The 23,934-nt window shown below is 71.2% G+C and carries 19 protein-coding genes; 9 read left to right on the top strand and 10 right to left on the bottom strand.

Annotation, left to right across the window (positions count from 1 at the left end):
* Positions 1-231 precede the first annotated feature (231 nt).
* From ACIQRL_RS27560 to ACIQRL_RS27530, 7 genes are all read left to right on the top strand, one after another.
* On the top strand, positions 232-1,356 hold the full coding sequence (locus ACIQRL_RS27560; RefSeq protein ID WP_401336572.1) for a SchA/CurD-like domain-containing protein: 1,125 nt from the start codon (positions 232-234) through the stop codon (positions 1,354-1,356).
* A gap of 68 nt (positions 1,357-1,424) precedes the next feature.
* Positions 1,425-1,904 carry a cupin domain-containing protein gene (locus ACIQRL_RS27555; protein WP_401336569.1) on the top strand — a complete coding sequence of 160 codons (480 nt, stop codon included), beginning with the start codon at positions 1,425-1,427 and terminating at the stop codon, positions 1,902-1,904.
* Positions 1,901-3,169, top strand: a complete 1,269-nt coding sequence (locus ACIQRL_RS27550) for a beta-ketoacyl-[acyl-carrier-protein] synthase family protein (protein WP_401336566.1) — start codon at positions 1,901-1,903, stop codon at positions 3,167-3,169. Before ACIQRL_RS27555 ends, ACIQRL_RS27550 begins: the two co-directional genes overlap by 4 nt.
* Positions 3,166-4,413, top strand: coding sequence for a ketosynthase chain-length factor (locus tag ACIQRL_RS27545; protein WP_401336563.1), 1,248 nt, complete (start codon positions 3,166-3,168; stop codon positions 4,411-4,413). The genes ACIQRL_RS27550 and ACIQRL_RS27545 overlap by 4 nt, the downstream gene beginning before the upstream one ends.
* A 29-nt stretch (positions 4,414-4,442) precedes the next feature.
* Positions 4,443-4,703, top strand: a complete 261-nt coding sequence (locus ACIQRL_RS27540; RefSeq protein ID WP_401336560.1) for an acyl carrier protein — start codon at positions 4,443-4,445, stop codon at positions 4,701-4,703.
* Between the two features lies 1 nt (position 4,704).
* A complete protein-coding gene (locus ACIQRL_RS27535) occupies positions 4,705-5,184 on the top strand; it encodes an SRPBCC family protein (RefSeq protein ID WP_401336557.1) in 480 nt (159 codons plus the stop codon).
* Between the two features lie 34 nt (positions 5,185-5,218).
* Positions 5,219-5,551 carry a TcmI family type II polyketide cyclase gene (locus tag ACIQRL_RS27530; RefSeq protein ID WP_401336554.1) on the top strand — a complete coding sequence of 111 codons (333 nt, stop codon included), beginning with the start codon at positions 5,219-5,221 and terminating at the stop codon, positions 5,549-5,551.
* Between the two features lie 84 nt (positions 5,552-5,635).
* On the opposite strand, the gene ACIQRL_RS27525 is transcribed toward ACIQRL_RS27530, so the two are convergent.
* The 6 genes from ACIQRL_RS27525 to ACIQRL_RS27500 all read right to left on the bottom strand — a co-directional run bounded on the left by ACIQRL_RS27525 (position 5,636) and on the right by ACIQRL_RS27500 (position 12,225).
* A complete protein-coding gene (locus ACIQRL_RS27525) occupies positions 5,636-6,664 on the bottom strand; it encodes a methyltransferase (protein WP_401336551.1) in 1,029 nt (342 codons plus the stop codon).
* A 136-nt stretch (positions 6,665-6,800) separates the two neighbouring features.
* A complete protein-coding gene (locus ACIQRL_RS27520) occupies positions 6,801-7,859 on the bottom strand; it encodes a nitrous oxide reductase family maturation protein NosD (RefSeq protein WP_401336548.1) in 1,059 nt (352 codons plus the stop codon).
* A gap of 113 nt (positions 7,860-7,972) precedes the next feature.
* Positions 7,973-8,623: a hypothetical protein gene (locus ACIQRL_RS27515; protein ID WP_401336545.1), complete on the bottom strand. Its 651-nt coding sequence runs from the start codon at positions 8,621-8,623 to the stop codon at positions 7,973-7,975.
* A gap of 59 nt (positions 8,624-8,682) precedes the next feature.
* On the bottom strand, positions 8,683-8,913 hold the full coding sequence (locus ACIQRL_RS27510; protein ID WP_401336543.1) for a DUF397 domain-containing protein: 231 nt from the start codon (positions 8,911-8,913) through the stop codon (positions 8,683-8,685).
* Positions 8,910-9,773, bottom strand: a complete 864-nt coding sequence (locus ACIQRL_RS27505; protein ID WP_401336540.1) for a helix-turn-helix domain-containing protein — start codon at positions 9,771-9,773, stop codon at positions 8,910-8,912. Before ACIQRL_RS27505 ends, ACIQRL_RS27510 begins: the two co-directional genes overlap by 4 nt.
* 232 nt (positions 9,774-10,005) lie before the next feature.
* Positions 10,006-12,225: an NADP-dependent isocitrate dehydrogenase gene (locus ACIQRL_RS27500; RefSeq protein ID WP_401336537.1), complete on the bottom strand. Its 2,220-nt coding sequence runs from the start codon at positions 12,223-12,225 to the stop codon at positions 10,006-10,008.
* 314 nt (positions 12,226-12,539) lie between these two features.
* Here ACIQRL_RS27500 and ACIQRL_RS27495 point away from each other — a divergent pair, with 314 nt between their 5' ends.
* Positions 12,540-14,093 (top strand): M1 family metallopeptidase, encoded by a 1,554-nt coding sequence (locus ACIQRL_RS27495; protein WP_401336535.1) that lies wholly within the window; start codon positions 12,540-12,542, stop codon positions 14,091-14,093.
* Positions 14,094-14,238: 145 nt separating this feature from the next.
* Here ACIQRL_RS27495 and ACIQRL_RS27490 read toward each other — a convergent pair whose 3' ends face one another.
* The 3 genes from ACIQRL_RS27490 to ACIQRL_RS27480 form a co-directional block, all read right to left on the bottom strand.
* Positions 14,239-15,324 carry a mechanosensitive ion channel family protein gene (locus ACIQRL_RS27490; RefSeq protein ID WP_401336532.1) on the bottom strand — a complete coding sequence of 362 codons (1,086 nt, stop codon included), beginning with the start codon at positions 15,322-15,324 and terminating at the stop codon, positions 14,239-14,241.
* Between the two features lie 485 nt (positions 15,325-15,809).
* The gene (locus tag ACIQRL_RS27485) at positions 15,810-16,574 is read right to left on the bottom strand and encodes a crotonase/enoyl-CoA hydratase family protein (RefSeq protein ID WP_401336529.1); all 765 of its coding nucleotides are present in this window, start codon (positions 16,572-16,574) and stop codon (positions 15,810-15,812) included.
* 599 nt (positions 16,575-17,173) lie between these two features.
* Positions 17,174-18,157, bottom strand: coding sequence for a YbhN family protein (locus ACIQRL_RS27480; RefSeq protein WP_401337026.1), 984 nt, complete (start codon positions 18,155-18,157; stop codon positions 17,174-17,176).
* Between the two features lie 324 nt (positions 18,158-18,481).
* Between ACIQRL_RS27480 and ACIQRL_RS27475 the strand changes: the two genes are divergently transcribed.
* The gene (locus tag ACIQRL_RS27475) at positions 18,482-20,383 is read left to right on the top strand and encodes an ABC transporter ATP-binding protein (RefSeq protein WP_401337024.1); all 1,902 of its coding nucleotides are present in this window, start codon (positions 18,482-18,484) and stop codon (positions 20,381-20,383) included.
* Between the two features lie 104 nt (positions 20,384-20,487).
* On the opposite strand, the gene ACIQRL_RS27470 is transcribed toward ACIQRL_RS27475, so the two are convergent.
* Positions 20,488-23,706: an alpha-L-rhamnosidase gene (locus ACIQRL_RS27470; protein WP_401336526.1), complete on the bottom strand. Its 3,219-nt coding sequence runs from the start codon at positions 23,704-23,706 to the stop codon at positions 20,488-20,490.
* Between the last annotated feature and the right edge of the window lie 228 nt (positions 23,707-23,934).

The raw sequence follows: 23,934 nt of genomic DNA, 5'->3' as shown, positions 1-23,934 counted from the left end.
CTGCCTCCAGCGTCGCCTGCGACGTGAGTGAGGAATGGGTACGCAAATTCCATGCCCTGTACGGACCGTTTCGCTCGTCAGGGGCACCCGGATGGCACGCGGTTCACTCGCCTGACCCGCGGGGCTCGCGGAGTCCCGCGCACGCGTCAACGATCAGTTCATGGCGGCCCCGGCGTTTCGGCTACCGCGGTCGTTCCTGACTTCCGTGACGAAGAGGAGAGGCGTGCCGCAATGACAGTCTCAGGACGAATCTCGCAGTCGGCGTTCGACGGATCGAGGCTTCGGGTGATCCTGCTGCTCGACCTGTACGAAGGCGCTCAGCAGCAGTTCCTCGACGCGTACGAACTCATGCGCAACCAGGTCGCCTCGATCCCCGGTCACCTGAGCGACCAGCTCTGCCAGTCGATCGAGAACCCCTCGCAATGGCTCATCACCAGCGAGTGGGAGAGCGCCCCGCCCTTCCTCGCCTGGGTGAACAGCGAGGAGCACGTCGAAACCGTCAGGCCGATGCACAGCTGCGTCCGGGACACCCGGTCGATGCGCTACAGCATCCTCCGCGAGACCACCCCCGCCGAGCCGCTCACCCCAGGGTCGGCCAGGACGCCCCGGCAGGTCGAGGCCCGCGTCGGCGACGGAGTGGCGCGCCACGCCCTCACCTTCACCGTCAAGCCCGGATCCGAGTCGAAGGTCGCGGAGATCCTGGCCGGGTACCAGTCGCCCCAGGCCCAGGTGGACGACAAGACCCGGCTGCGCCGCACCTCGCTGTTCATGCACGGCAACCGCGTCGTGCGGGCCGTCGAGGTGGAGGGCGACCTCCTCGCGGCGCTGCGCCACGTATCGCGCCAGCCCGAGGTGCGCGCGGTCGAGGAGGCCATCAACCCCTACCTGGAGCAGGACCGGGACCTCAGCGACGCCGACTCGGCGCGGGTCTTCTTCACCCGTGCGGCGCTCCCCGCCGTGCACCACGTGGTCTCCGGCCGCAAGGAACCCGCGAAGCTGCGCCGGCACGCGCTGTACTACCCGGCCCGGCCCGGCTGCGGAATGGAACTGGCCCGGCTGCTCGCCCACCAGGACGAGGCCGCGGCCGACGACAAGGACAGCCCGGTGTACAGCAGCACCGTCTTCCAGCGCGACGACATCGTGGTGCGGCTCATCGACCTCGTCGGCGAACTCGACCTCGACCCCGTCGCCTCCCTCGGCCTCAAGGGCACCAAGAAGGCCGCCGAGCTGGAGCGCCTCCTCGACGGTGCGGCGATCGGCGTCGAGGGCTCCCTGGGGACGGAACGCAACATCAACCGCCTCCTGTCGCACGCCGACATGCTGCCGATCACCGACCGAAGCTCGGCGGGCTCCTGACGGACCGCCGCAGCCCGCGTCCCCGGACGTCCCACCCGGCGTCCTCGCCACACCCGGAGGTATCAAGCATGATCAAGCACCATCCACGCATCGTGGACCTGAGCGAGACGGAACCCAACCGCAGGCGCGGAGGAGACATCCGGGCCCTGCTCACGCCCGCCACGGCGGGGTCCACCAGCGGCTTCATGGGCCTGGCCATCATCCAGCCCGGCGAGCGCATCGGCGAGCACTACCACCCGTACTCCGAGGAGTTCGTGTACGTGGTGAGCGGCGCCCTCGAAGTGGACCTGGACGGTGAGGCGTTCGCGCTCCGGCCCGACCAGGGCCTGTTGATCCCGATCGACATGCGGCACCGCTTCCGCAACGTCGGCGACGAGGAGGCCCGCATGGTCTTCCACCTGGGCCCGCTCGCCCCGCGTCCGAGCCTCGGTCACGTCGACACGGAGGAGACCGGCGCCGCGCCCGGCCACGAGGTCGTCATCGGCGGGCCCGACCTGACCGCGCCGGACCACGGACAGGCGTCCGAGCGAAGTGGGGCCATACAGTGACCCGGCGGGTGGCCGTCACCGGTATCGGTGTGGTCGCTCCGGGAGGCACCGGGGCGAAGGCGTTCTGGGACCTCCTCGCGGCCGGCCGCACCGCGACCCGCGGCATCACGCTGTTCGATCCGGAGGGCCTGCGCTCGCGCATAGCCGCCGAATGCGACTTCGACCCGCTCGAGCACGGACTCGACCCGGACCTGACCCGCCACGCCGACCGCTACATACAGTTCGCGGTGGTCGCCGCCGGGGAAGCCGTCCGTGACTCAGGACTCGACGCAGGCCGGGAGAACCCCTGGCGCGTCGGAGTCTGCCTGGGCAGCGCCGTCGGCGGAACCACCCGCCTGGAGCACGACTACGTCCTGGTCAGCGAAGGGGGCCGCCGGTGGGACGTGGACCACCGCACCGCCGACCCGCAGCTCCACCTGGCGTTCTCGCCCAGCACGCTCGCCTCGGTCGTCGCCTCGCGATACGGGGCGCAGGGACCGGTGCAGACCGTCTCCACCGGCTGCACCTCCGGACTCGACGCGGTCGGATACGCCTTCCACACCATCGAGGAGGGCCGGGCCGACGTCTGCATAGCCGGGGCGTCCGACTCGCCGATATCCCCGATCACGATGGCCTGCTTCGACGCCATCAAGGCCACGTCGCCCGACAACGACGACCCCGAGCACGCCTCCCGGCCCTTCGACGCCCACCGCAACGGCTTCGTCATGGGCGAGGGCGCGGCCGTACTGGTCCTCGAGGAGTACGAGCACGCCCGAGCCCGCGGCGCGCACGTCTACTGCGAGATGGGCGGCTACGCCACCTACGGCAACGCCTATCACATGACCGGTCTGACCAGCGAAGGTCTGGAGATGTCCCGGGCGATCGACAGCACGCTCGACCAGGCGCGCATCGACCCCACGCTGATCGACTACGTCAACGCGCACGGCTCGGGCACCCGGCAGAACGACCGGCACGAGACCGCCGCGGTCAAGCAGTCCCTGGGCGAGCACGCCTACAACACGCCCATGAGCTCCATCAAGTCCATGGTGGGCCACTCACTGGGCGCGATCGGCGCGATCGAGGTCGTCGCCTGCGTCCTCGCCCTGAAGCACCAGGTGGTGCCGCCCACGGCGAACTACGAGACCCCCGACCCCGAGTGCGACCTGGACTACGTGCCGCGCACCGCACGCCCCCGGAAGCTCAGGAATGTGCTCTCCGTCGGCAGCGGGTTCGGCGGATTCCAGTCCGCGGTGCTGCTGACCGGGCCGGCTGGGAGGACACGATGAGCACTCAGCGCCCCCGGCGCGCGGCCGTCACCGGCATCGGTGTGATCGCGCCCAACGGACTGCGCGCCGACGCCTACTGGAAGTCCGTCAGGGAAGGCCTCGGCGTTCTGGACCGGATCACCCGCGAGGGCTGCGAGTACCTGCCGCTGCGCGTCGCGGGCGAGGTCCGGGCCTTCGACGCCGCGGACCTCATCGAGGAGCGGTTCCTCGTCCAGACCGACCGCTTCAGCCATTTCGCGATGGCGGCGACCGTCCTCGCCCTCGACGACGCGGGCCTCGGAGCGGTCGACCCCGAGGAGGCGTACGACATCGGCGTGGTCACCGCCGCCGGATCCGGCGGCGGCGAGTTCGGCCAGCGGGAACTGCAGAAACTGTGGGGCCAGGGCTCCCGGTTCGTCGGCCCGTACCAGTCCATCGCCTGGTTCTACGCCGCCAGCACCGGCCAGATCTCGATCCGCGGCGGCTTCAAGGGGCCCTGCGGAGTCGTCGCGAGCGACGAGGCCGGGGGACTGGACGCCATCGCGCACGCGGCCCGCGGTGTGCGGCGCGGCACCGGCGTGATGGTCGTCGGCGCCGCGGAGGCGCCGCTGGCCCCGTACTCGATGGTCTGCCAGCTCGCCTACCCCGAGCTCAGTACCGTCGAGGACCCGGATCGCGCCTACCGCCCCTTCACCGAGGGAGCCTGCGGCTTCGTGCCCGCGGAAGGCGGCGCCATGCTCGTCGTGGAGGACGAGCGGCGGGCGCGCGACCGGGGAGCGGCCGTCCGGGCCGTCGTGGCCGGACACGCGGCCACGTTCACCGGCGCCTCGCAGTGGGAGCGGTCCCGCGAAGGACTCGCGCACGCGATCCGGGGCGCCCTCGCCGAGGCCGACTGCGCCCCGGAGGAGATCGACGTCGTCTTCGCCGACGCGCTGGGCGTCCCGGCGGCGGACCGCGCCGAAGCCCTGGCCATCGCCGACGCCCTCGGGGCGCACGGCACCCGGGTCCCCGTCACGGCACCCAAGACGGGAATCGGCCGGGCCTACTGCGGGGCACCCCTGCTGGACACGGCGGCCGCGGTGCTCGCGATGGAGCACGGCCAGATTCCCCCCACCCCCAACGTGTTCGACATCTGCCACGACCTCGACCTGGTGACGTCGAACGCCCGCCCCGCCGAACTGCGCACGGCCCTGGTCCTCAGCAGGGGACTCATGGGGTCCAACGCGGCCCTGGTCGTGCGCCGAGGCGGCGAACACGCCCGGTAGCCCGGGCCGCACGTGAGGAGAACACCCGCATGATCACCACCGAAGTCACCGTCGACGAACTGGCCGCGCTCATGAAGAAGGCGGCCGGGATAACCGTCGACCCCAAAGAACTCGCGCAGTCCCTGGACTCGCCGTTCGGCACCCTCGGACTCGACTCGCTCGCTCTGCTCGGCATCGTCGGCGAACTGGAGAACCGGTACAGCCGGCCCCTGCCGCCCGACGCGGAGCGCTGCAAGACCCCCCGCGCGTTCCTCGAACTCGTCAACGACACCCTCAAGGCTGGAGCCTGAAGTGGCCGGACACACCGAGAACAGCATCGTCATCGACGCCCCGCTCGATCTCGTCTGGGACATCACCAACGACATCGAGAACTGGCCGCGGCTCTTCAGCGAGTACGCGGCCCTCGAAGTCCTCTCCAGAGACGGCGACACGACGACCTTCCGCCTCACCATGCACCCGGACGACAACGGCAAGGTGTGGAGCTGGGTCTCGCAGCGCACCGTCGACCGCGCCGGGCGGACCGTCCGGGCGCGCCGTGTCGAGACGGGGCCGTTCGCGCACATGAACATCCGCTGGGAGTACGAGGAGACCCCGGCCGGCACCCACATGCGCTGGGTGCAGGACTTCGCGATGAAGCCCGACGCCCCGGTCGACGACGCCTGGATGACGGACAACATCAACCGCAACTCCGTCACGCAGATGGCCCTCATCCGGGACCGGATCGAGCAGGCCGCCCGGGAGCGCCGCAGCCCGGCCGCCATGCCCCGTTGACCGCCGGCACCGGCACAGAAAGAAGGGACACCCGATGCACCACGCCCTGATCGTCGCCCGCATGGCGCCCGGCTCGGCGCCGGCGATCTCCGACGTGTTCGCCGCCTCCGACCGGGGTGAACTCCCGCACCTCATCGGGGTGGACCGGCGCAGCCTCTTCCAGTTCGGTGACGTGTATCTGCACCTCATCGAGTCCGAGCGGGACCCGGCACCGGCCATCGCGAAGATCGCCGGACACCCCGAGTTCCGGAGCGTCAGCGAGGAACTGTCGGCGTACGTGAGCGCGTACGACCCGCAGACATGGCGGAGCCCCAAGGACGCCATGGCGCACTGCTTCTACCGCTGGGAGCGGGACGCCGCCGGCTGAGCGAGCGGCGGACACAACCCGAGGCCGCCGGCTCCGCGACGACGCGGAACCGGCGGCCTCGGGTTTTCCCGGGTGCCTTCCGGGTCAGCCGGGGACGGTGCACTCGAAGGCGTGCAGATAGGCGTTCACCGGGCGGATCTCGCCGATGACCAGGCCGGCGGCCGTGAGCCGGTCGACCATGCTCTGCCGGGTGTGCTTGGCACCACCGACGTTGAGGAGCAGCAGCAGGTCCATGGCCGTCGTGAACCTCATCGACGGGGTGTCGTCCACGAGGTTCTCGATGACGACGACCCGGGCGCCGGGACGCGCGGCCGCGCGGACGTTGGCGAGCGCCCTGCGGGTGCTCTCGTCGTCCCACTCCAGGATGTTCTTGATGATGTAGACGTCCGCCTGGACCGGGATGTCCTCACGGCAGTCCCCGGCCACGATCCGCACCCGGTCGGCCAGCGCCCCGCCGCTCCGCAGCCGCGGATCGGCGTTCTCCACCACGCCCGGCAGGTCGAGCAGGGTGCCGTGCATGCCGGGGTGCTTCTCCAGCAGACTGGCCACGACGTGTCCCTGACCGCCACCGATGTCGGCGACCGCCTTCACACCCCGCAGGTCGAGCAGCTCCGCGACGTCCCGCGCCGACTGCGAACTGGACGTCGTCATCGCCCGGTTGAAGACGTGCGCGGACTCGGGGGCGTCTTCGTTGAGATACGCGAAGAACTCCTTGTCGTACACGTCCTCGAAGACGTTGCGGCCGGAGCGGACCGCCTCGTCGAGCTGCGGCCACACGTTCCACGTCCAGGGCTCGGTGCACCACAGGGCGATGTACCGCAGGCTGTTCGGGTCGTCCTCGCGCAGCAGCCGGGACATCTCCGTGTGCGCGAACGTGCCGTCGGGGCGCTCCATGAAGACGCCCTGGCAGGACAGGGCGCGCAGGAGCCGGCGCAGGGTCCCCGGCTGGGTCTTCACCGCGCCGGCCAGGTCCTCCGCGCTCATGGGTGTTTCGTCCAAAGCGTCCGCCACACCGAGGCGGGCCGCGGCGCGTACGGCGGCGGCGCAGGCCGCCCCGAAGACGAGTTCCCTCAGCCGCATGGGCGGCGGGGGACTCTGATCGACAGTCGTCATTCAATGCCTCGTTTCTGATGTCGTGCCGTACGGGGAGCGGACCGGTCCGCAGAGGGGCGGACCGGACCGGTCCGCTCGGAGGCGGGACCGTGCCGTACGGGGGTGCGTACCCGGTTCCGCCGCAGGCCCGGGACGGTCAGCACATTCCGGCGGGCTCGGAGACCTTGCAGGTGTTGCCAGGGAACGTGTTGCCCTTGCCGGTGTCGCGGTTGGCCAGGTCGGACGGTCCGTTGCGCAGGACCACGTTGTCGCGCACGACGTTGCGCTCGCTGAGCGCGCCCACGAAGCTCTTGAACAGCACGATGCCGCCCGACAGCGGGGAGGTGCCCACGTTGTCCTCGACCCGGTTGTGCGTCACGCGCACGTCCTCCGCGCCGGTGAGGACGATCCCCGAGCCCTGGAGGGCGGGCAGCCGGGCGGTCTTGGGGCAGGACTTGTTGTTGGCGTGGATGTAGTTCCGGCGCACGGACAGGTCCCCGACGCGCGGTTTGTTCTCGTCACCCACGATGAACACGGCCGTGCAGTTGCCGGTGGCCTCGTTGCGGGCGACGGTCAGGTTCCGCAGCCGCCGCACCGTGATGCCGATCCGGTTGCCGCTGAGCTGGTTGTGGGCGACCAGCGTCCCCCGGGTGTCGCGGGCTCCCTCCTCGGTGGCGACCGTGTTGGAGAGGAACACTCCGGCGTCGCCGTTGTCCTTCGCGATGTTGCGGACGAACTTCGTGCGGACGGACCTCTCCTCGGCGAGGCCCCACTGGCCGTTCTTCTCGGCCGTCACCCCGCGGACCGTCAGCCCATCGGTCCCCGAAGCCCACAGACCCTGTTTGGAGAAGCCCCTGAGGGTCAGCGAGGCGACCGTGACGCCCCGGACGCGCTTGACGTCCGTCCCCGTCACACAGACGCCGTTGCCCGCCTTCGCGCACGCGTCGGTGGTGGAGGTGCCCGGCACGATGACGGTGGTACGGGCGCTCGCGCCGCGCAGGGTCAGGTCCGGCACCGTGATGGTGACGCTCTCGTGATAAGTGCCGGGGGCGACGACGACGGTGTCGCCCGCGCGCGCCGAGTCCACGGCCTTCTGGATGGATTCACCCGGGCGTACCAGGTGCACTGACGGGTGGTCGGCCGGCAGGGCGGCGCCCACACCGGACGCCACGACCACCGCGGTGCACGCGAGGTAGGCCATCTGTTGTTTGGTCATAGGCCGAAGTTATGAACGGGTGTTCCGGCCCGCCACCGGTGATCCCCCAGGTGGGCCGCAGCTGTCACCGTGACGCGCCGAGCGACGGAGCGGGACGGAGCGGACCCCGGCTGTCACGGCCCCACGAGCGGGAGCTGTCGCGGGGCGCGCCGCGACAGCGGAGCGGGGAGCTCCCCGACCCTGACGTCGAGGAGGGAGTGGGTACAGCGGTAGGAGGGGACGGTGTCGACGAGGAGCAGATACGTGATCGTCGTGCCGGAGCCGATCCGCCCCGGGCCGATGCTCACTTCCGAGCCGTCCACCGAGGCCGGCGGGGGCTGCGCCGCGCTCGGCTCGGACTCCGTGCCGAGCATCTCCAGGTAGGGCACGGCGAGGTCGACACGGAAGGGCTGCCCCCGGTCGAAGGCGCTGCTGGGGATGTCGAGCCGGCCGGGGTTGCTGAATACGAGCCGCACCAGATGGGGATCCATGAGCAGCGTGCCGTTGCGCCGGATCTCCAGCCGGCCACCGACGAGCGGGTCGACCAACGGGTCGTGGCCCGTCGAGTAGGTGAGGCGCCGCCTCGGATTCGAGGTGCGCAGGGCGGCCCAGATCGCACCGCCGCCCGTGAGGACGGCGACCACGACCCCCGTCGCGGCCCAGAAGGTGTTCGCGGTGTAGAAGGCGCCGGACGCGACGGGCGCGAGATGGTGAACGTCGTACACGGTCAGCCCGACGCGCCGAGGGGCCGGCCGCGCGTCGTACTCCATTCGTACGTGCGGCAACTGTTCCGGTTGTTTCGCTCACCGCCCCGGCCCGCCGGCGGTCCTGTGATGGCGGACGGTCAGGGGCGGCCGCGACAGCCGAGGTGCGGCCCGTCGAGGAACGCGGTCCAGCCCGCTGCCGAGAAGACGAGGACCGGGCCTCCGGTCTCCTTGGAGTCCCGTACCGCGACGACGCCCTCGGCGAAGGCGACCTCGACGCACGCTCCGTTGCCGGAACTGCGGCGGCTCTTGCGCCAGTGGGCCTCCCGCAGATCGACCTGGCGGGCCGACTGCCCGTCGTTCCCGCTCATGTGCCGTACATCTCCCTTGTGATCGCCTCCAGAGCCGCGGGTGTCTCCTGAGGATCGGGAGCCGCCGCGCGCACCAGGTCGAAGGTCTGTATGAACGTCCGGACGTCGCGCTCCTTCTCCAAGTACACGTTTCCTGCGATGGAGTTGACGTAGACGACGGTGGGCGTCCGGGGCTCGAACTCCAGGAGGGAGAACATCCCGGCCAGCGCCGCGTGCGCCCCTTTCGCGGTCGGCATGATCTGGATCGTCACGTTCGGCATCGCCGTCGCCTCGGCCAGATGGGCGAGCTGGGCCGCCATGACGTCCTTCCCGCCGACCGGTCGCCGCAGTGTGCTCTCCTCCAGGACCACCCACAGCTCAAGAGGTTCGGGCTCGCGGGTCAGCAGGGACTGGCGCTCCTTGCGGAAGTTCACCAACTGGTCGACCTCGTACGGTTCGTTGGGCCGGGCCGCGGCGATCACCGCACGGGCGTAGTCCTCGGTCTGCAACAGGCCGTGCACGAAGGTCGGTTCGTACGAACGCAGGGCGCGGGCGTCGGACTCCAGGCCCGCGTAGGTGGCCATGCCCGAGGGCAGCACCTCTCCGTAGTGCGCCCACCAGCCCTGCTGCTGTGCGTCCTTGTGGATCTGCATGACGGTCTCGGTCCGGGCGGCGTCCGTGACGCCGTACCACTCGAGCAGGTCCCGTACGTCGCGCGCCTTGATGGGAGCCTGGCCGGTCTCCACCCGGCTGATCTTGGACATCGAACACTCCAGATGGGCCGCGGCATCCTCGATCTTCTTGCCCGCGTGCTCCCGCAGTCGGCGCAGCTCCGATCCGAGCTGGCGGCGCCGTACGGTCGGCCCACCGGTTGGGGTCATGGCCCCTCCTCACACCGGACGTGGTGGCGTATTGCTCCACGCAAGTGTGCTCGCCCTTCAACTCCCTTGTCATCCGGTTCACTTGGTTCGAGACATGTGGCTGACGCAATTGCGTGGAGGAAGTCGGTCGGCCGCCCCCGGCGTGCGCCCCCGTCACGACGAAAACCGCCCCGGCCGGAGAGATCCGGCCGGGGCGGTATGCGCGGAGTGCGACCGCGAGGTGGTGCGGAGGTCAGGCGAGGGTCGCCAGTGCCTCGTTCCAGGTGGCGGACGGGCGCATGACCTTCGCGGCCTTGGCCGGGTCGGGCTGGTAGTAGCCGCCGATGTCGGCCGGGTCGCCCTGGACCGCGTTCAGCTCGCCGACGATCGTCGGCTCCTGCGCGGTGAGCGTCTCGGCGAGCTGGGCGAACGCCTTGGCGAGGTCCGCGTCGTCGCTCTGGCGCGCCAGCTCGTCCGCCCAGTACAGGGAGAGGAAGAAGTGGCTGCCGCGGTTGTCGATGCCGCCGACGCGACGGGTCGGCGACTTGTCCTCGTTGAGGAAGGTCGCCGTCGCGCGGTCGAGGGTGTCGGCGAGGACCTGGGCGCGCGCGTTGCCCGTGGTGGTCGCGAGGTGCTCGAAGCTGGACGCCAGCGCGAGGAACTCACCGAGGCTGTCCCAGCGCAGGTAGTTCTCCTTGACGAGCTGCTGCACGTGCTTCGGGGCGGAGCCGCCGGCGCCCGTCTCGAAGAGGCCGCCGCCCGCCATCAGCGGGACGATCGACAGCATCTTGGCGCTGGTGCCCAGCTCCAGGATCGGGAACAGGTCGGTCAGGTAGTCGCGCAGCACGTTGCCGGTGACCGAGATCGTGTCCTCGCCGCGGCGGATGCGCTCCACGGACAGCTTGGTCGCCTCGATCGGGGACAGGATGCGGATGTCCAGGCCCTCGGTGTCGTGCTCCGGCAGGTACCGCTTGATCTTCTCGATGAGCACGGCGTCGTGCGCGCGGTCCTCGTCCAGCCAGAACACCGTCGGGTCGCCGGTGGCGCGGGCGCGGGTGACGGCCAGCTTCACCCAGTCGCGGATCGGGGCGTCCTTGGTCTGGCAGGCGCGGAAGATGTCGCCGGCGGAGACGGACTGCTCCAGGACGACGTTCCCGGCCTGGTCGACGAGGCGGACCGTACCGGTGGCCGGGATCTCGAAGGTCTTGTCGTGGCTGCCGTACTCCTCGGCCTTCTGCGCCATCAGACCGACGTTCGGGACGGTGCCCATGGTCGACGGGTCGAAGGCGCCGTTGGCGCGGCAGTCGTCGATGACGACCTGGTAGACACCGGAGTAGCTGCTGTCCGGCAGGACCGCGAGCGTGTCGGCCTCCTGGCCGTCCGGGCCCCACATGTGGCCGGAGGTGCGGATCATGGCCGGCATCGAGGCGTCGACGATGACGTCGGACGGCACGTGCAGGTTGGTGATGCCCTTGTCGGAGTCGACCATCGCGAGGGCCGGGCCCTCGGCGAGCTCGGCGTCGAAGGACGCCTTGATCTCGGCACCCTCGGGCAGGGCCTCCAGGCCCTTGTAGATGCCGCCGAGGCCGTCGTTCGGGGACAGGCCGGCGGAGGCGAGGGCCGCGCCGTGCGCCGCGAACGTCTTCGGGAAGAAGGCGCGCACCACGTGACCGAAGACGATCGGGTCGGAGACCTTCATCATCGTGGCCTTGAGGTGCACCGAGAACAGGACGTCCTCGGCCTTGGCGCGGGCGATCTGCTCGGTGAGGAACTCGCGCAGCGGCGCGACGTGCAGGACGGACGCGTCCACGACCTCGTCCGCGAGGACGGGTACGGACTCACGGAGCACGGTGGTGGAGCCGTCGTCGCCGACCAGCTCGATCCGCAGCGAGCCCGCCTCGGAGATCACCGCGGACTTCTCGGTGGAGCGGAAGTCGTCGACGCCCATGGTGGCGACGTTCGTCTTCGAGTCGGACGTCCACTTGCCCATGCGGTGCGGGTGGGTCTTGGCGTAGTTCTTGACCGACGCGGGGGCGCGGCGGTCGGAGTTGCCCTCGCGCAGCACCGGGTTCACGGCGCTGCCCTTGACCTTGTCGTAACGGGCGCGGATGTCGCGCTCCTCGTCCGACTTCGGGTCGTCCGGGTAGTCCGGAAGCGCGTAGCCCTGCGCCTGCAGCTCGGCGACCGCGGCCTTGAGCTGGGGGATCGAGGCCGAGATGTTCGGCAGCTTGATGATGTTCGCGCCGGGCGTCTTGGCCAGCTCACCGAGCTCGGACAGGGCGTCCGCGATGCGCTGGTCCTCCTGGAGGAACTCCGGGAAGAGGGCGATGATGCGCCCGGCCAGCGAGATGTCACGGGTCTCCACAGTGACACCCGCCTGCGAGGCGTACGCCTGGACCACCGGCAGGAACGAATACGTCGCCAGGGCCGGGGCCTCGTCAGTGTGCGTGTAAATGATGGTCGAGTCAGTCACCGGGTGCTCCGCTCCACGTCTGCAACATTGCTCGACATCAAGATATCTCGTGAGCGGCCCCGGCTCGACAGGGGTCCGTCCCGGGCCGGGCCGGACAGGGGGAAAACCGCCGTTCGCGTCGGACCGGGCGGCCGGTGCGGACACCGCCCGCATCGGGCCCGGCCCGGGCGGATGTGAACGGCGGGGTCGGAGTGAACACGCGAAATGCCGATCGAAGGCAACCGGGCGCCCCGCCCAGGCGTACAGAAGGGTGATCGCCCAATTGATCTTGCGGCGGGCCTCCGGGCTCTCCGTCGCCCGAACGAAAGCGAACCATGAGAAATCGCACCAGAGTGACGGCCCCCGCGGCCGCGCTGCTCGGCACGGCCGCCCTGCTCGTCGCCGCACCCACGGCCTCGGCGCGGCCCCTCGCCTTACAGCCCGACCAGGGCACCCCGGGCGCGGAGACCCTCGGCGACTCCGTCTACCCGGCCCTCGGCAACGACGGCTACCGCGTCCAGGCGTACCACCTCGACTTCTCGTACGACGCCACGACCCGGCTGGTCGACGCCCAGGCCATCCTGATGATCAGGGCGACCCAGGACCTCTCCCGCTTCTCGCTGGACGCGCTCGGCCTGGATGTCCGCGCGGTCCGGGTCGGCGGTGTCGCGGCGGCCTTCGAGCAGGCGGGCGAGAAACTGCGGGTCACCCCGGCCCGGACCCTGCCGGAGTCCTGCGCCGTCGCGGTCTGCGTCGAGTACGGCGTCGACCCGGCCAAGGCGCTCGCGCACACCGCCTGGGTTCCCACCCCCGACGGCTTCGCGGTCTGCCCCCAGCCGAACTCCGCGCACACCGTCTTCCCCTGCAACGACCATCCGGTGGACAAGGCGGACTTCAGCTTCCGCATCACCGTGCCGAACACCCTGCGCGGTGTGGCGAACGGCAGGCTGATCGGCACGGAGAGCCTGGACGGCGGCCGGACCGCGTACACCTATCGCTCGGGTTCCCCGATAGCCACCGAGCTGGTGCAGATCACCGTCGGCGACTACACGGTCAAGGAGCGGCAGGGGCCGAACGGTCTGGGGCTGCGCGATGTCGTCCCGACCGCGCGCGCCGCCGCGCTGGAGCCGGCCCTCGCACTCACCCCCGGCCTCCTCGACTGGCTGGAACAGCGGCTCGGCGCCTACCCGTTCGAGACGTACGGGCTGCTGCCCTGCAACTCCGACGATGCGAACGCCTTCGACTTCACGGGCCTGGAGACCCAGACCCTGACGCTCTACAAGCCGAACTTCCTGCTCCAGGAGGAGAAGAAGATCGGCTCGCACATGATGCACGAGCTGGTCCACTCCTGGTTCGGCAACAGCGTCAGCCCGGCCAACTGGGCCGATCTGTGGCTGAACGAGGGCCACGCGGACTTCTACGGGCTGCTCTACCGCTACGAGCGCGGCTGGGCCGACTCGCTCGGCCTGACCACCATGGAAGCCCGGATGAAGGACACGTACGCCAGGGGCGACCAGTGGCGCCAGGACTCCGGGCCCGTCGCCGCGCCGAACGAGGCCAACCTCTTCGACAGCCAGCGGTACCTGGGTGGCGTCCTGGTCCTCTACGCGCTGCGCGAGGTCGTCGGCGAGGACGTCTTCAACGCCATCGAGCACACCTTCCTCGCGCGTCACCGCAACTCCTCGGCGACCACCGCGGACTACATCGCGGTCGCCTCCGAGATCTCCGGACAGGACCGGTCCGGCTTCCTGAACGACTGGCTGTACGGGACGAAGACACCGCGCATGCCGAACCACCCCGACTGGACGGTCACCCCGGTGGTGTCGAGCCTGGTCGCACCCCGCCACCGCGAGCCCGGCCACTACCCGGACTCGACCGCCACGCTCTGATCGCGCCGGTGACCGGTGACCGGTGACCGGACGGGGGCCGGGCGGAGTGTGCCGCCCGGCCCCCGGCCCGTTCCCTAGTCCGTTCCCCGGCCCGTTCCCGAGTCCGTCTCCGGACCCGTTGCCGAGTCCGGTCACGGGCCGGTTCTCAGATCCGCTTCGCGGCCTCGCGCTGATGGGGGATGGCCGTCTCCAGGAACCCCGCGCCGCCGGTCTGGAGCACGACCGACCGGGCGGGCGACGGAATCAGGATGCCCTCGTCGCGGTAGCGCTTGTGCAGGCGCTTGATGAACTCGTGCTTGATCCGGTACTGATCGCTGAACTCGCCGACGCCGAGGATCACGGTGAGACCGATGCGGGAGTCGCCGAAGGTGTGGAAACGCACGGCGGGTTCGTGCTCCGGCACGGCGCCGACGATCCCGGTCATCACCTCGGCGACGACCTCGTTGGTGACCCGCTCGACGTGGTCCAGGTCGCTGTCGTAGCCGACACCGACCTGCACGGTGAGCGTCATGCGCTGCTCGGGCCGGGTGAAGTTGGTCATGTTGGTGCCCGAGAGCTGGGCGTTGGGGATGATGACCAGGTTGTTGGAGAGCTGACGGACCGTGGTGTTGCGCCAGTTGATGTCGACGACGTACCCCTCCTCGCCGCTGCTGAGCTGGATGTAGTCGCCCGGCTGGATCGTCTTCGACGCGAGGATGTGCACGCCCGCGAAGAGGTTGGCGAGGGTGTCCTGGAGCGCGAGGGCGACGGCCAGACCGCCTACACCCAGGGCCGTCAGCAGGGGCGCGATCGAGATCCCGAGGGTCTGCAGGACGATCAGGAAGCCGATCGCCAGCACCACGACCCGGGTGATGTTGACGAAGATGGTGGCCGAACCGGCGACGCCCGAGCGGGACTGGGTCACCGACCGGACCAGGCCGGTGATCAGCCGGGCCGCGGTGACCGTCGTGACCAGGATGAGCAGGACGGTCAGCGACCGGTTGACGGTGCGGCCGATGGGGGCGGTCAGCGGAAGCACCGCGGCCGCCGCGGCGATGCCCCCGGCGACGGCCGACCACGGCACCACGGTGCGCAGCGCGTCCACCATGATGTCGTCGCCGCTCCAGCGGGTGCGTTCGGCGTGCTTGCCCAGCCAGCGCAGCAGCATCCGCAGCAGGAACGCCGCCAGCAGCCCGGCTGCCACGGCTATGCCGGCGATCATCAGGTCGTCCAGGGTGACGGAACGCTTCATCGATGACCTCCTCGGGAGCCGGGACCGGGGTGTGGGCCCGCGGGCCGAATGTGCTGTGTCGTCACTTGCCACCTGCTCGAATCCGGGAACGCGCGATCATGCCCGGACGTGTGTTCATCGCCGTCCGGGGGGACCGCTCATCCTGCCGCATCCGCGTGCCCCTCCGTCACCAGCCCTGCGCGCGAACGCCCTTGACGCCAGGCCCGGCCAACTGCCGTGGCCGGGCGGGGCCCAGGTGCCGCCGTCATGGCCCCTGCCGGCCAGGCGTCCGGGTGCGCCGGCCTCGCCCCTTGCCGGACAGGGGAGGGACAGGCGTCCCGGCCACGAGCCTTGCCGAGCAGGGGGACGGGCGCCCCAGCCACGAGCCTTGCCAGGCAGGGGCACACGTGTCCGGTCACGCCCTTGCCGGGCAACGGGTGCGGGAGTCTCGGTCACGGCTCTTGCCGGGCGAGGGCCCGGTGCCGGAGCGGGCGTCGGCCCCGGTGTCACAGCCCGCCGAACGAGCCGTGCCGCCCCGCACCGGAGGCGAAGCGGGCCGCGCCCTCCATGCTCTCGTCCAGCACGCCCATGCCGTAACGGAGTTCGGTCCGCATGGCCTCCTTCTCGATCAGGCCCTCCTGGTCGAGGACCGAGGCCCGGTCGCTGCGCAGACACGACTGCGGGAAGTCGGCGATCTCGGCGGCCAGTCGCTCGGCCTCCGCGCGGGCCCGGCCCACCGGGACGAGACGGTTGGCGAGCCCCATCCCGTACGCCTCCGGAGCGGCGACCGCGCGACCGGTGAGGATCATGTCCATCGCGCGGCTCGTGCCGATCAGCCGGGGGAGCCGTACCGTGCCCCCGTCGATCAGTGGGACACCCCAGCGGCGGCAGAAGACCCCGAAGACGGCGTCCTCCTCGGCGACCCGCAGATCGCACCACAGGGCCAGCTCCAGACCGCCGGCCACGGCGTGTCCCGCGATGGCCGCGATCACCGGCTTGGTCAGACGCAGCCGGGTGGGACCCATCGGGCCGTCCCCGTCCTCGGCGACCTCGTTCCCGTTCTCGGTGCCGATGGCCTTGAGGTCCGCGCCCGCGCAGAACGTGCCGCCCTCGCCCCAGAGGACGGCGACGCGCGCCGTCTCGTCGGCCTCGAACTTCCGGAAGGCGTCGGTGAGTTCGGCTGCGGTCGGCCCGTCCACCGCGTTGCGGGCTGCGGGCCGGGAGAGGATGACGGTGGTGACGTGACCGTGACGTTCGATGCGGACCGGCATCGCGCTGTCCCTTTCTCCGGCCGGCGCGCCTCACCGCGCACCGTGGTTACTCCTCGGTATCACAGCGCGCGGCGGAACGCACGGCCTGCGGCGGAAGGCGCGGGCCCTGACGCCCGCACCCCGGACGCCGGATCCCCGCACCCCGGGCGCCGGATCCCCGCACCCCGGGCGCCGGATCCCCGCACCCCGGACATCGGATCCCCGCACCCCGGACATCGGATCCCCGCACCCCGGACATCGGATCCCCGCACCCCGGACATCGGATCCCCCGGATCCCCCGGATCCCCCGGATCCCCGGATCCCCTGGAACCCCGGAACCCGGACCCAGCCCCAGGGACCGAGCGCACCGCGCGAGCCGGAGCGAGCGGACTGGCCCCGTTGGGACCGGCCCGGTTGGGACCGGCCCGGTTGGGACCGGCCCGGTTGGGGCCGGCCCGGTTGGGGCCGGCCCGGTTGGGGCCGGCCCGGTTGGGGCCGGCCCGGTTGGGGCCGGCCCGGTTGGGGCCGGCCCGGTTGGGACCGGCCCGGTTGGGACCGGCCCGGTTGGGACCGGCCCGGTTGGGACCGGCCCGGTTCGGACCGGACCGGACCGGCCCGGCTCAGATCACCTTGTAGCGGACCAGCGCGCCCAGCGTCAGCGCGCCCGGGAGGAGCGGCAGCCACACCGTGATGATCCGGTACGCCAGGACCACCGCGGTCGCCACGGCCACCGGGCCGCCCGCGGCGACCAGCGCCACGATCAGCGCCGCCTCCACCGAACCGAGTCCGCCGGGCGTCGGCACCATCGCGACCGCGATCGTCGCGGCCAGGTAGGCGATCATCATGTGCGTGGGCGACACCGGGAGGCCCAGCGCCCGCCCCACCGCGGCCAGTCCGGCCGCCTGGAGCAGCGGGAAGGCGAGCGAGCCGCCCCACAGGGCGAGGGCCCGGGACGGACGCGTGTGCACCGAGCGGGCCTCGCCGAACGCGGCGCGCAGGAAGGAGAAGACGGCCGTGCGCAGCCGTCGTGCGAGAACGAGCACCGCCACCGCGGCGCACAGGGCCACACCGATGCCGAGCAGCAGCGGTCCGACCGCCCCGTGCGGAAGCGGACCGCCGACCTGAAGCGCTCCCGGGAACGCGATCAGCAGGCCGAGGAGCAGGGTCAGCCGGGCGACCGACTCGGCGAGCAGATACAGCGCGAGCGCGGCGGAAGAGCGGGCCAGTGGCACTCCGCACACCGTCATGAACCGCAGATTGACCGCACCGGCGCCGAGCCCCGTCGGCAACAGATGGTTCGCCGCGCCCGCGGCGAACTGCGTGGCGAGCAGACGGCGTGCGGGCAGCCGTTCCATCACCGCGCCCTGGCGGGTCACGGCAGCGGCCACCCAGGTCAGACAGGTCGCGGCGGCCGCGGCCACTAGCCAGGGCCACTCGGCCGACCGCAGATGCCCGAAGCCCTCGACGAGCACGGACCGGTGGCGCACGGCCACCACCAGGACCAGGGCCAGCGGCAGCAGGCACAGGACCGGCCGGACGGCAGGGCGCAGGGTGAGGCGGCGGGGGAACCGGGGCAGTGCCCGGGGAAGTCGTACGGCTGTCACATCGGGAGAGGTTTTCCACACCGCACCAACGTGAGGTTGCGGGCGCGGAGACGGAGGCTGACACGCCGGGCAAGCTGCGGGAGGGGTGACCCTCTGGCGTCCCGCGTCGACCCTGGTGTTCACCTCGATGTCGACCCCTGTGCCGACCCCAGTGCGCACCCCTGTGCCGACCCCGGTGCGCACCCCTGTGCCGACCCCGGTGCGCACCCTGGTGCCTACCGGGATGTCGGCCCCGGTCGCGACGAGGGGTCGCCCGTGCGCGTGCTCCCGCCCGGATCGGTTGACCTCAACAAAGCTTGAGGTCCTACTGTCTCTCCCATGAGCATGGAGACCACAGCCTGGACACAGCTCCACAGTGTCATGAACGCCCAACAGGAGCGTCGTCCCTTCGACCGTGCGACGCTCCGCCGCATCGCCGCCTTCGCCCGTCCGCATCGCCGTCGTATCCGGCAGTTCGTCCTCCTCAGTGTGCTGACCGCGCTGCTGGCCGTCGCGACGCCGGTGCTCGCGGGGCGCGTCGTGGACGCCATCGTGACCCACGGCGACGAGAGCACCGTCATCCGTCTTGCCGTGCTCATCGCCGTCATCGCCGTCGCCGAGGCGGCGCTCGGGATACTGGGCCGCTGGCTTTCGTCGACGCTCGGCGAGGGACTCATCCTCGATCTGCGGACGGCTGTCTTCGATCATGTGCAGCGCATGCCGGTCGCGTTCTTCACACGTACACGTACGGGCGCGCTCGTCAGCCGACTCAACAACGACGTCATCGGCGCCCAGCGCGCCTTCAGCAACACCCTGTCCGGAGTCGTCAGCAATGTGGTGACCCTGCTGCTCACCCTCGTCGTGATGCTCACCCTGTCCTGGCAGATCACCCTGCTCGCGCTGGTCCTGCTGCCGGTGTTCGTGCTCCCCGCCCGGCGGATGGGCCGCCGGATGGCCAAGCTCCAGCGGGAGGCCGCCGACCTCAACGCCTCCATGGGCACCCGGATGACCGAGCGCTTCTCCGCGCCCGGCGCCACCCTCGTCAAGCTCTTCGGGCGGCCCGGGGAGGAGTCCGCCGAGTTCGCGGCCCGCGCGTCGCGGGTGCGGGACATCGGGGTGCGTACGGCGATGGCGCAGTCCGCCTTCATCACCGCGCTGACCCTGGTGTCGGCCCTGGCACTCGCCCTCGTCTACGGGCTCGGCGGCTGGTTCGCCCTGCGGGGCACCCTGCAGCCGGGCGCCGTCGTCTCCCTGGCGCTGCTGCTCACCCGGCTGTACGCGCCGCTCACCTCGCTCGCCGGGGCCCGCGTCGAGGTGATGAGCGCCCTGGTCAGCTTCGAGCGCGTCTTCGAGGTGCTCGACCTGAAGCCGCTCATCGACGAGAAGCCGGACGCCCGCACGGTCCCCGACGGGCCCGCCGCCGTCGAGTTCGACGACGTCCGCTTCGCCTACCCTTCCGCCGACAAGGTCTCCCTCGCCTCCCTGGAGGAGGTCGCCGCCCTCGACACCCGGGGCGGCGCCGAGGTCCTGCACGGCATCTCCTTCCGCGCCGAACCCGGCCAGACCGTCGCCCTGGTCGGCTCCTCCGGCGCCGGCAAGTCGACCATCGCGCAACTGCTGCCACGCCTGTACGACACCGACGCGGGCGCCGTGCGCATCGGCGGGGTCGACGTCCGCGAGCTCAGCGCCGCGTCGATGCGCGCGACCCTCGGCATGGTCACGCAGGACGGGCACCTGTTCCACGAGTCGGTCCGCGAGAACCTGCTCCTCGCCCGGCCGGGCGCGACCGAGGACGAGCTGTGGGACGTGCTGCGCCGTGCCCGCCTCGACGAACTCGTCCGGTCCCTGCCCGACGGCCTCGACACCGTGGTCGGCGAGCGCGGCTACCGGCTCTCCGGCGGCGAGCGCCAGCGCATGACCATCGCCCGGCTGCTGCTGGCACGCCAGCGGGTCGTCATTCTCGACGAGGCCACCGCCCACCTGGACAACACCTCGGAGGCGGCGGTGCAGGAGGCGCTCACCGAGGCGCTGGAGGGCCGCACCGCCGTCGTGATCGCGCACCGGCTGTCGACGGTGCGGGCCGCCGACCTGATCCTCGTGGTCGAGGCGGGCCGGATCGTCGAGCGGGGCACCCACGAGGATCTGCTCGCGGCGGACGGGCGCTACGCGGAGCTGTACCGGACGCAGTTCAGGACCGGGCGGGAGGACACGGCGGAGCTCCCGGTCACGGTGGACGCGACGCCGTAGGCCCGGGGGCGGGAGACCGAGTGGACGCCCGCCGCGTTCCCGGCGGGCGTCCACTCGTGTTCCCTTGCGGGACAGCCGGTCCCGGCTGCCCTCCGGGCACCGGGTCAGACGGTGAACCTGTGGCTGCCGGAGCCGACCCGGTACACCGCGCAGCCGTCCTCCGTACGCAGGAAGGTCGCGCGGGTGTGGGAGACCGCGTCCGGTCCGGTGGCGGGGACCCACACCTCGGCCGTGGTGTTGGCGGGCACCGCGCAGGTGAGGTCGAAGCCGCCGGAGCGCTGCTGCCACCGCGTGGAGACCGGGCCGTACAGGGAGGTGAAGGTGGCGCGCGCGGAGGTGACGTCGCCACCCGGGCGGGGACGGACGACGATCTCCCGGTAGCCGGGCCGGCCCGGCGAGATCCCGGCGATGTTGGCGTACATCCACTCGCCCACCGAGCCGTAGGCGTAGTGGTTGAAGGAGTTCATGTCCGGGGTCTGGAAGCTGCCGTCGGGCCGGATGGAGTCCCAGCGCTCCCACATCGTGGTGGAGCCCTTGTCGATCTGGTAGCCCCAGCTCGGGAAGGAACGCTGCTGGAGCAGCCGGTAGGCGACGTCGGTGTGCCCGGTGTCCGTGAGGACGGGCAGCAGCCGGGGTGTGCCCAGGAAGCCCGTCGACAGATGCCAGTCCTTCGCGCGGATCAGATCGACGAGACGGCCGGCCGCCGCGGTGCGCAGGGCGTCCGGCAGCAGGTTCATCGACAGGGCGAGGACGTACGCCGTCTGGGTGTCGCCCTTCACCTTCCCGTCGGTGCCGACATAGGCGTCCTGGAACGCTGCTCGGATGCGTTCGAACAGGGTGGCGTGGGGCGCGGGATCCTTGCCGAGCGCGGTGGCCATCCGGGCCGCGAGGTCGGCGCTGTGCGCGAAGTACGCGGTGGCGATGACGTCCTTGGGCGTCTCGTCCGAGACGTTCAGCCAGTCCCCGTATCCGTCGGCCGGCCGCAGCAGGTGGTCGCTGTGACGCTCCAGGTAGGCCAGCCAGGACTGGACGGACGGCCAGGCGTCGGCCAGGACCTGGCGGTCCCCGTAGGCCTCGTACAGCGACCAGGGGACCGTGACACCCGCGTCGCCCCAGCCCGCCACGCCGTTGCCGACCGTTCCGACCATGGGCGCCACGTCCGTGAACGCGCCCTCCGCCGTCTGGCCGTCGCGCAGGTCCACGAGCCACTTGGCGAGGAACCGGGCCGACTCCATCGTGTAGGCGGCCGTGGGCGCGAAGACGTTGATGTCACCGGTCCAGCCCAGCCGTTCGTCGCGCGCGGGCGTGTCCGTCGGGACGGAGAGGAAGTTGCCGCGCTGCCCCCACGTGATGTTGCTGTGGAGCTGGTTGAGCATCGGGACGTCGGTCTCGAAATCGAGGGTGAAGGGCGCCGACGTATGCATCACGCGGCCGGTCACAGCCCGCGCGGAGGGAGTGCCGGGGAACCCGGTGAGTTCGACATAGCGGAATCCGTGGAAGGTGAAGCGCGGTTCGTACGTCTCCTCGCCGCCGCCCTTGAGGGTGTACGTGTCGGTCGCCGCGGCCGAGCGCAGATTCGCGGTGTAGAGGGTGCCGTCCGGGTTCAAGACCTCGGCGTGACGCATCCGTACGGTCGTCCCGGCGTCGCCCGAGACGCGCAGCCGGACCGAGCCGACCATGTTCTGGCCCAGGTCGAAGACGAAGACGCCCGGCGCGGGTTCGGTCACCTTCTCGGCCGGCCGTTCACCGGCGACGCGCACCGGGCCGTCGGCCTGCGCGACGATCCGCGGGGGCGCGGCGTCGCCCGCGGCGCGGACCGCGAGCCACGTCCGGTCGTCGAAACCGGGTGAGGTCCAGCCGGCTGTCTCCATACGAGCGTCGTACGTCTCGCCGCCCAGCAGGTCGGCGGCGACGATCGGCCCGGCCGCGGCCCGCCAGTCCGTGCCCGAGGTGACGCGTTCACTGGTCCCGTCGGCGTAGTCGATCTCCAACTGGGCCAGCAGCGCCGGGCGTTCGCCGTACTGGTGCGGCCCGAACATGCCGACGTTCCCCGCGTACCAGCCCGGCGCCGCATACGCCCCGATGGCGTTCGCGCCCGGCCGGAGCAGGGAGGTGACGTCGTACGTCTGGTACTGGACGCGTTCGCGGTAGTCGGTCCAGCCGGGGGCGAGCTGATCGCGGCCCACCCGGCGGCCGTTGAGGTGGGCCTCGTACAGGCCGAGGGCCGTCGCGTACAGACGGGCGCGGGCCACCTTCTTGCGAGGCAGCGTGAACTCGTGCCGCAGCTGGTTGGCGGCGAAGGACGCCGGGACGACCCTGCCCCAGGGGCCCGACCCCCACGCGGCGGCCACCTTCGCCGCCGTCCAGCCGCTGTCGTCGAAACCGTCCCCGCGCCAGTCGCCCGCGGGCTCCGCGTCCGTCGTCCTCCAGGAGGCGTCGGTGACGATCCGCTGCTCGTCTGAGGCCGTGCTCAGGGTGAGAACGGCGACCAGACCGGCGGGCCCCACCGTCGCGTTGGTGGCCGCGACGGCGAGGACGTTCCGGCCGGGGCGCAGTCGCCCGAGGACGTCGAGGACGGCGGGACGGCGCCAGCCGTCGTGGTCCGTCGCCAGATCGGTGCGGGCCACCTCGGCGCCGTTCACGGACAGCGAGAAAACGTTGTCAACGGTGATGGCGATCTTCGCCGCCGTGACACCTTCGGGGAGATCGATCACCCGCCGGAACCACCGGGTTTCCGCCGGAGCACTGCTCGCCGGATCCCCTTCGGGGAACCAGATCCAGGAGCTGCCTTCGAGGGAGGGCGCGTCCGTGAGGACGGTGGGAGCGGAGACCCAGTCCGCCGACCACCGCGCGTCCATGAGCCCGGTCTCCCACCAGGACGGCGCGCTCCAGCCGGAGGCCGCGCCGTCGGTGTCCCAGACCCGAACGGACCAGAAGTAGCGCGTCCGCGAGGCGAGTTGAGGGCCCGCGTACGGGACGAGGACGGACTGGTCGGACGTCACCTTCCCGCTGTCCCAGACGTCCGGACGGGACAGCCTCGACGTGCTGGTGGCGACACGGAGTTGGTACGCGCTCTGGAGCGTCCCCGGCTTGTCCGAGACGATCGGCCAGCTCAGCCGGGGCTGTTGAACGTCGAGACCCAAAGGGTGCTGGACGTACTCGACGGTCGGAGCGGTGACGCGCGGAGCTCCGCGCCGGGCACGTGATCCGGCCGGCGCGGATGCCGGTGCGGACGTCGGCGCGGCCACGGCCGCTCCGGCTCCGGCGGCCGTCGCGGCGACGGCGCCCGCCGCGCCCGCCAGAATGTTCCTCCTGCTGATCAACTGCGGCCCCTCACCTCGAAGTTGTGAATCGATTCAAATCAACTTCACAGCGGCGAACGTAGGGGTGCGAGGGGTGAGGGTCAATGAGTGTGCAGGTATTTTCCGGGGTTCGGCGCTGCTGATCCGTGTCATCACGAGGATCTGGCCGGTTCACTCACCCAGGGATTGAACGGTTTCAGTTCTCGATCCGGGAAGGCGAACTGTCCTCGGTGACACGGCTGGGCCGCC

The sequence above is a fragment of the Streptomyces sp. NPDC091209 genome, assembly GCF_044757755.1.
GTDB lineage: Bacteria > Actinomycetota > Actinomycetes > Streptomycetales > Streptomycetaceae > Streptomyces.
Note: the sequence above shows the minus strand (reverse complement) of the source record. Positions and strands in the feature narration are given on the sequence as shown.

Bases quoted from the DNA above. Each gene is read 5' to 3' on its own strand.
- ACIQRL_RS27520 (WP_401336548.1), bottom strand. From the start codon at position 7,859: ATGACCAAACAACAGATGGCCTACCTCGCGTGCACCGCGGTGGTCGTG.
- ACIQRL_RS27475 (WP_401337024.1), top strand. From the start codon at position 18,482: ATGGAGACCACAGCCTGGACACAGCTCCACAGTGTCATGAACGCCCAA.
- ACIQRL_RS27525 (WP_401336551.1), bottom strand. From the start codon at position 6,664: ATGACGACTGTCGATCAGAGTCCCCCGCCGCCCATGCGGCTGAGGGAA.
- ACIQRL_RS27560 (WP_401336572.1), top strand. From the start codon at position 232: ATGACAGTCTCAGGACGAATCTCGCAGTCGGCGTTCGACGGATCGAGG.
- ACIQRL_RS27505 (WP_401336540.1), bottom strand. From the start codon at position 9,773: ATGACCCCAACCGGTGGGCCGACCGTACGGCGCCGCCAGCTCGGATCG.
- ACIQRL_RS27555 (WP_401336569.1), top strand. From the start codon at position 1,425: ATGATCAAGCACCATCCACGCATCGTGGACCTGAGCGAGACGGAACCC.
- ACIQRL_RS27490 (WP_401336532.1), bottom strand. From the start codon at position 15,324: ATGAAGCGTTCCGTCACCCTGGACGACCTGATGATCGCCGGCATAGCC.
- ACIQRL_RS27540 (WP_401336560.1), top strand. From the start codon at position 4,443: ATGATCACCACCGAAGTCACCGTCGACGAACTGGCCGCGCTCATGAAG.
- ACIQRL_RS27510 (WP_401336543.1), bottom strand. From the start codon at position 8,913: ATGAGCGGGAACGACGGGCAGTCGGCCCGCCAGGTCGATCTGCGGGAG.
- ACIQRL_RS27530 (WP_401336554.1), top strand. From the start codon at position 5,219: ATGCACCACGCCCTGATCGTCGCCCGCATGGCGCCCGGCTCGGCGCCG.
- ACIQRL_RS27485 (WP_401336529.1), bottom strand. From the start codon at position 16,574: ATGCCGGTCCGCATCGAACGTCACGGTCACGTCACCACCGTCATCCTC.
- ACIQRL_RS27545 (WP_401336563.1), top strand. From the start codon at position 3,166: ATGAGCACTCAGCGCCCCCGGCGCGCGGCCGTCACCGGCATCGGTGTG.
- ACIQRL_RS27495 (WP_401336535.1), top strand. From the start codon at position 12,540: ATGAGAAATCGCACCAGAGTGACGGCCCCCGCGGCCGCGCTGCTCGGC.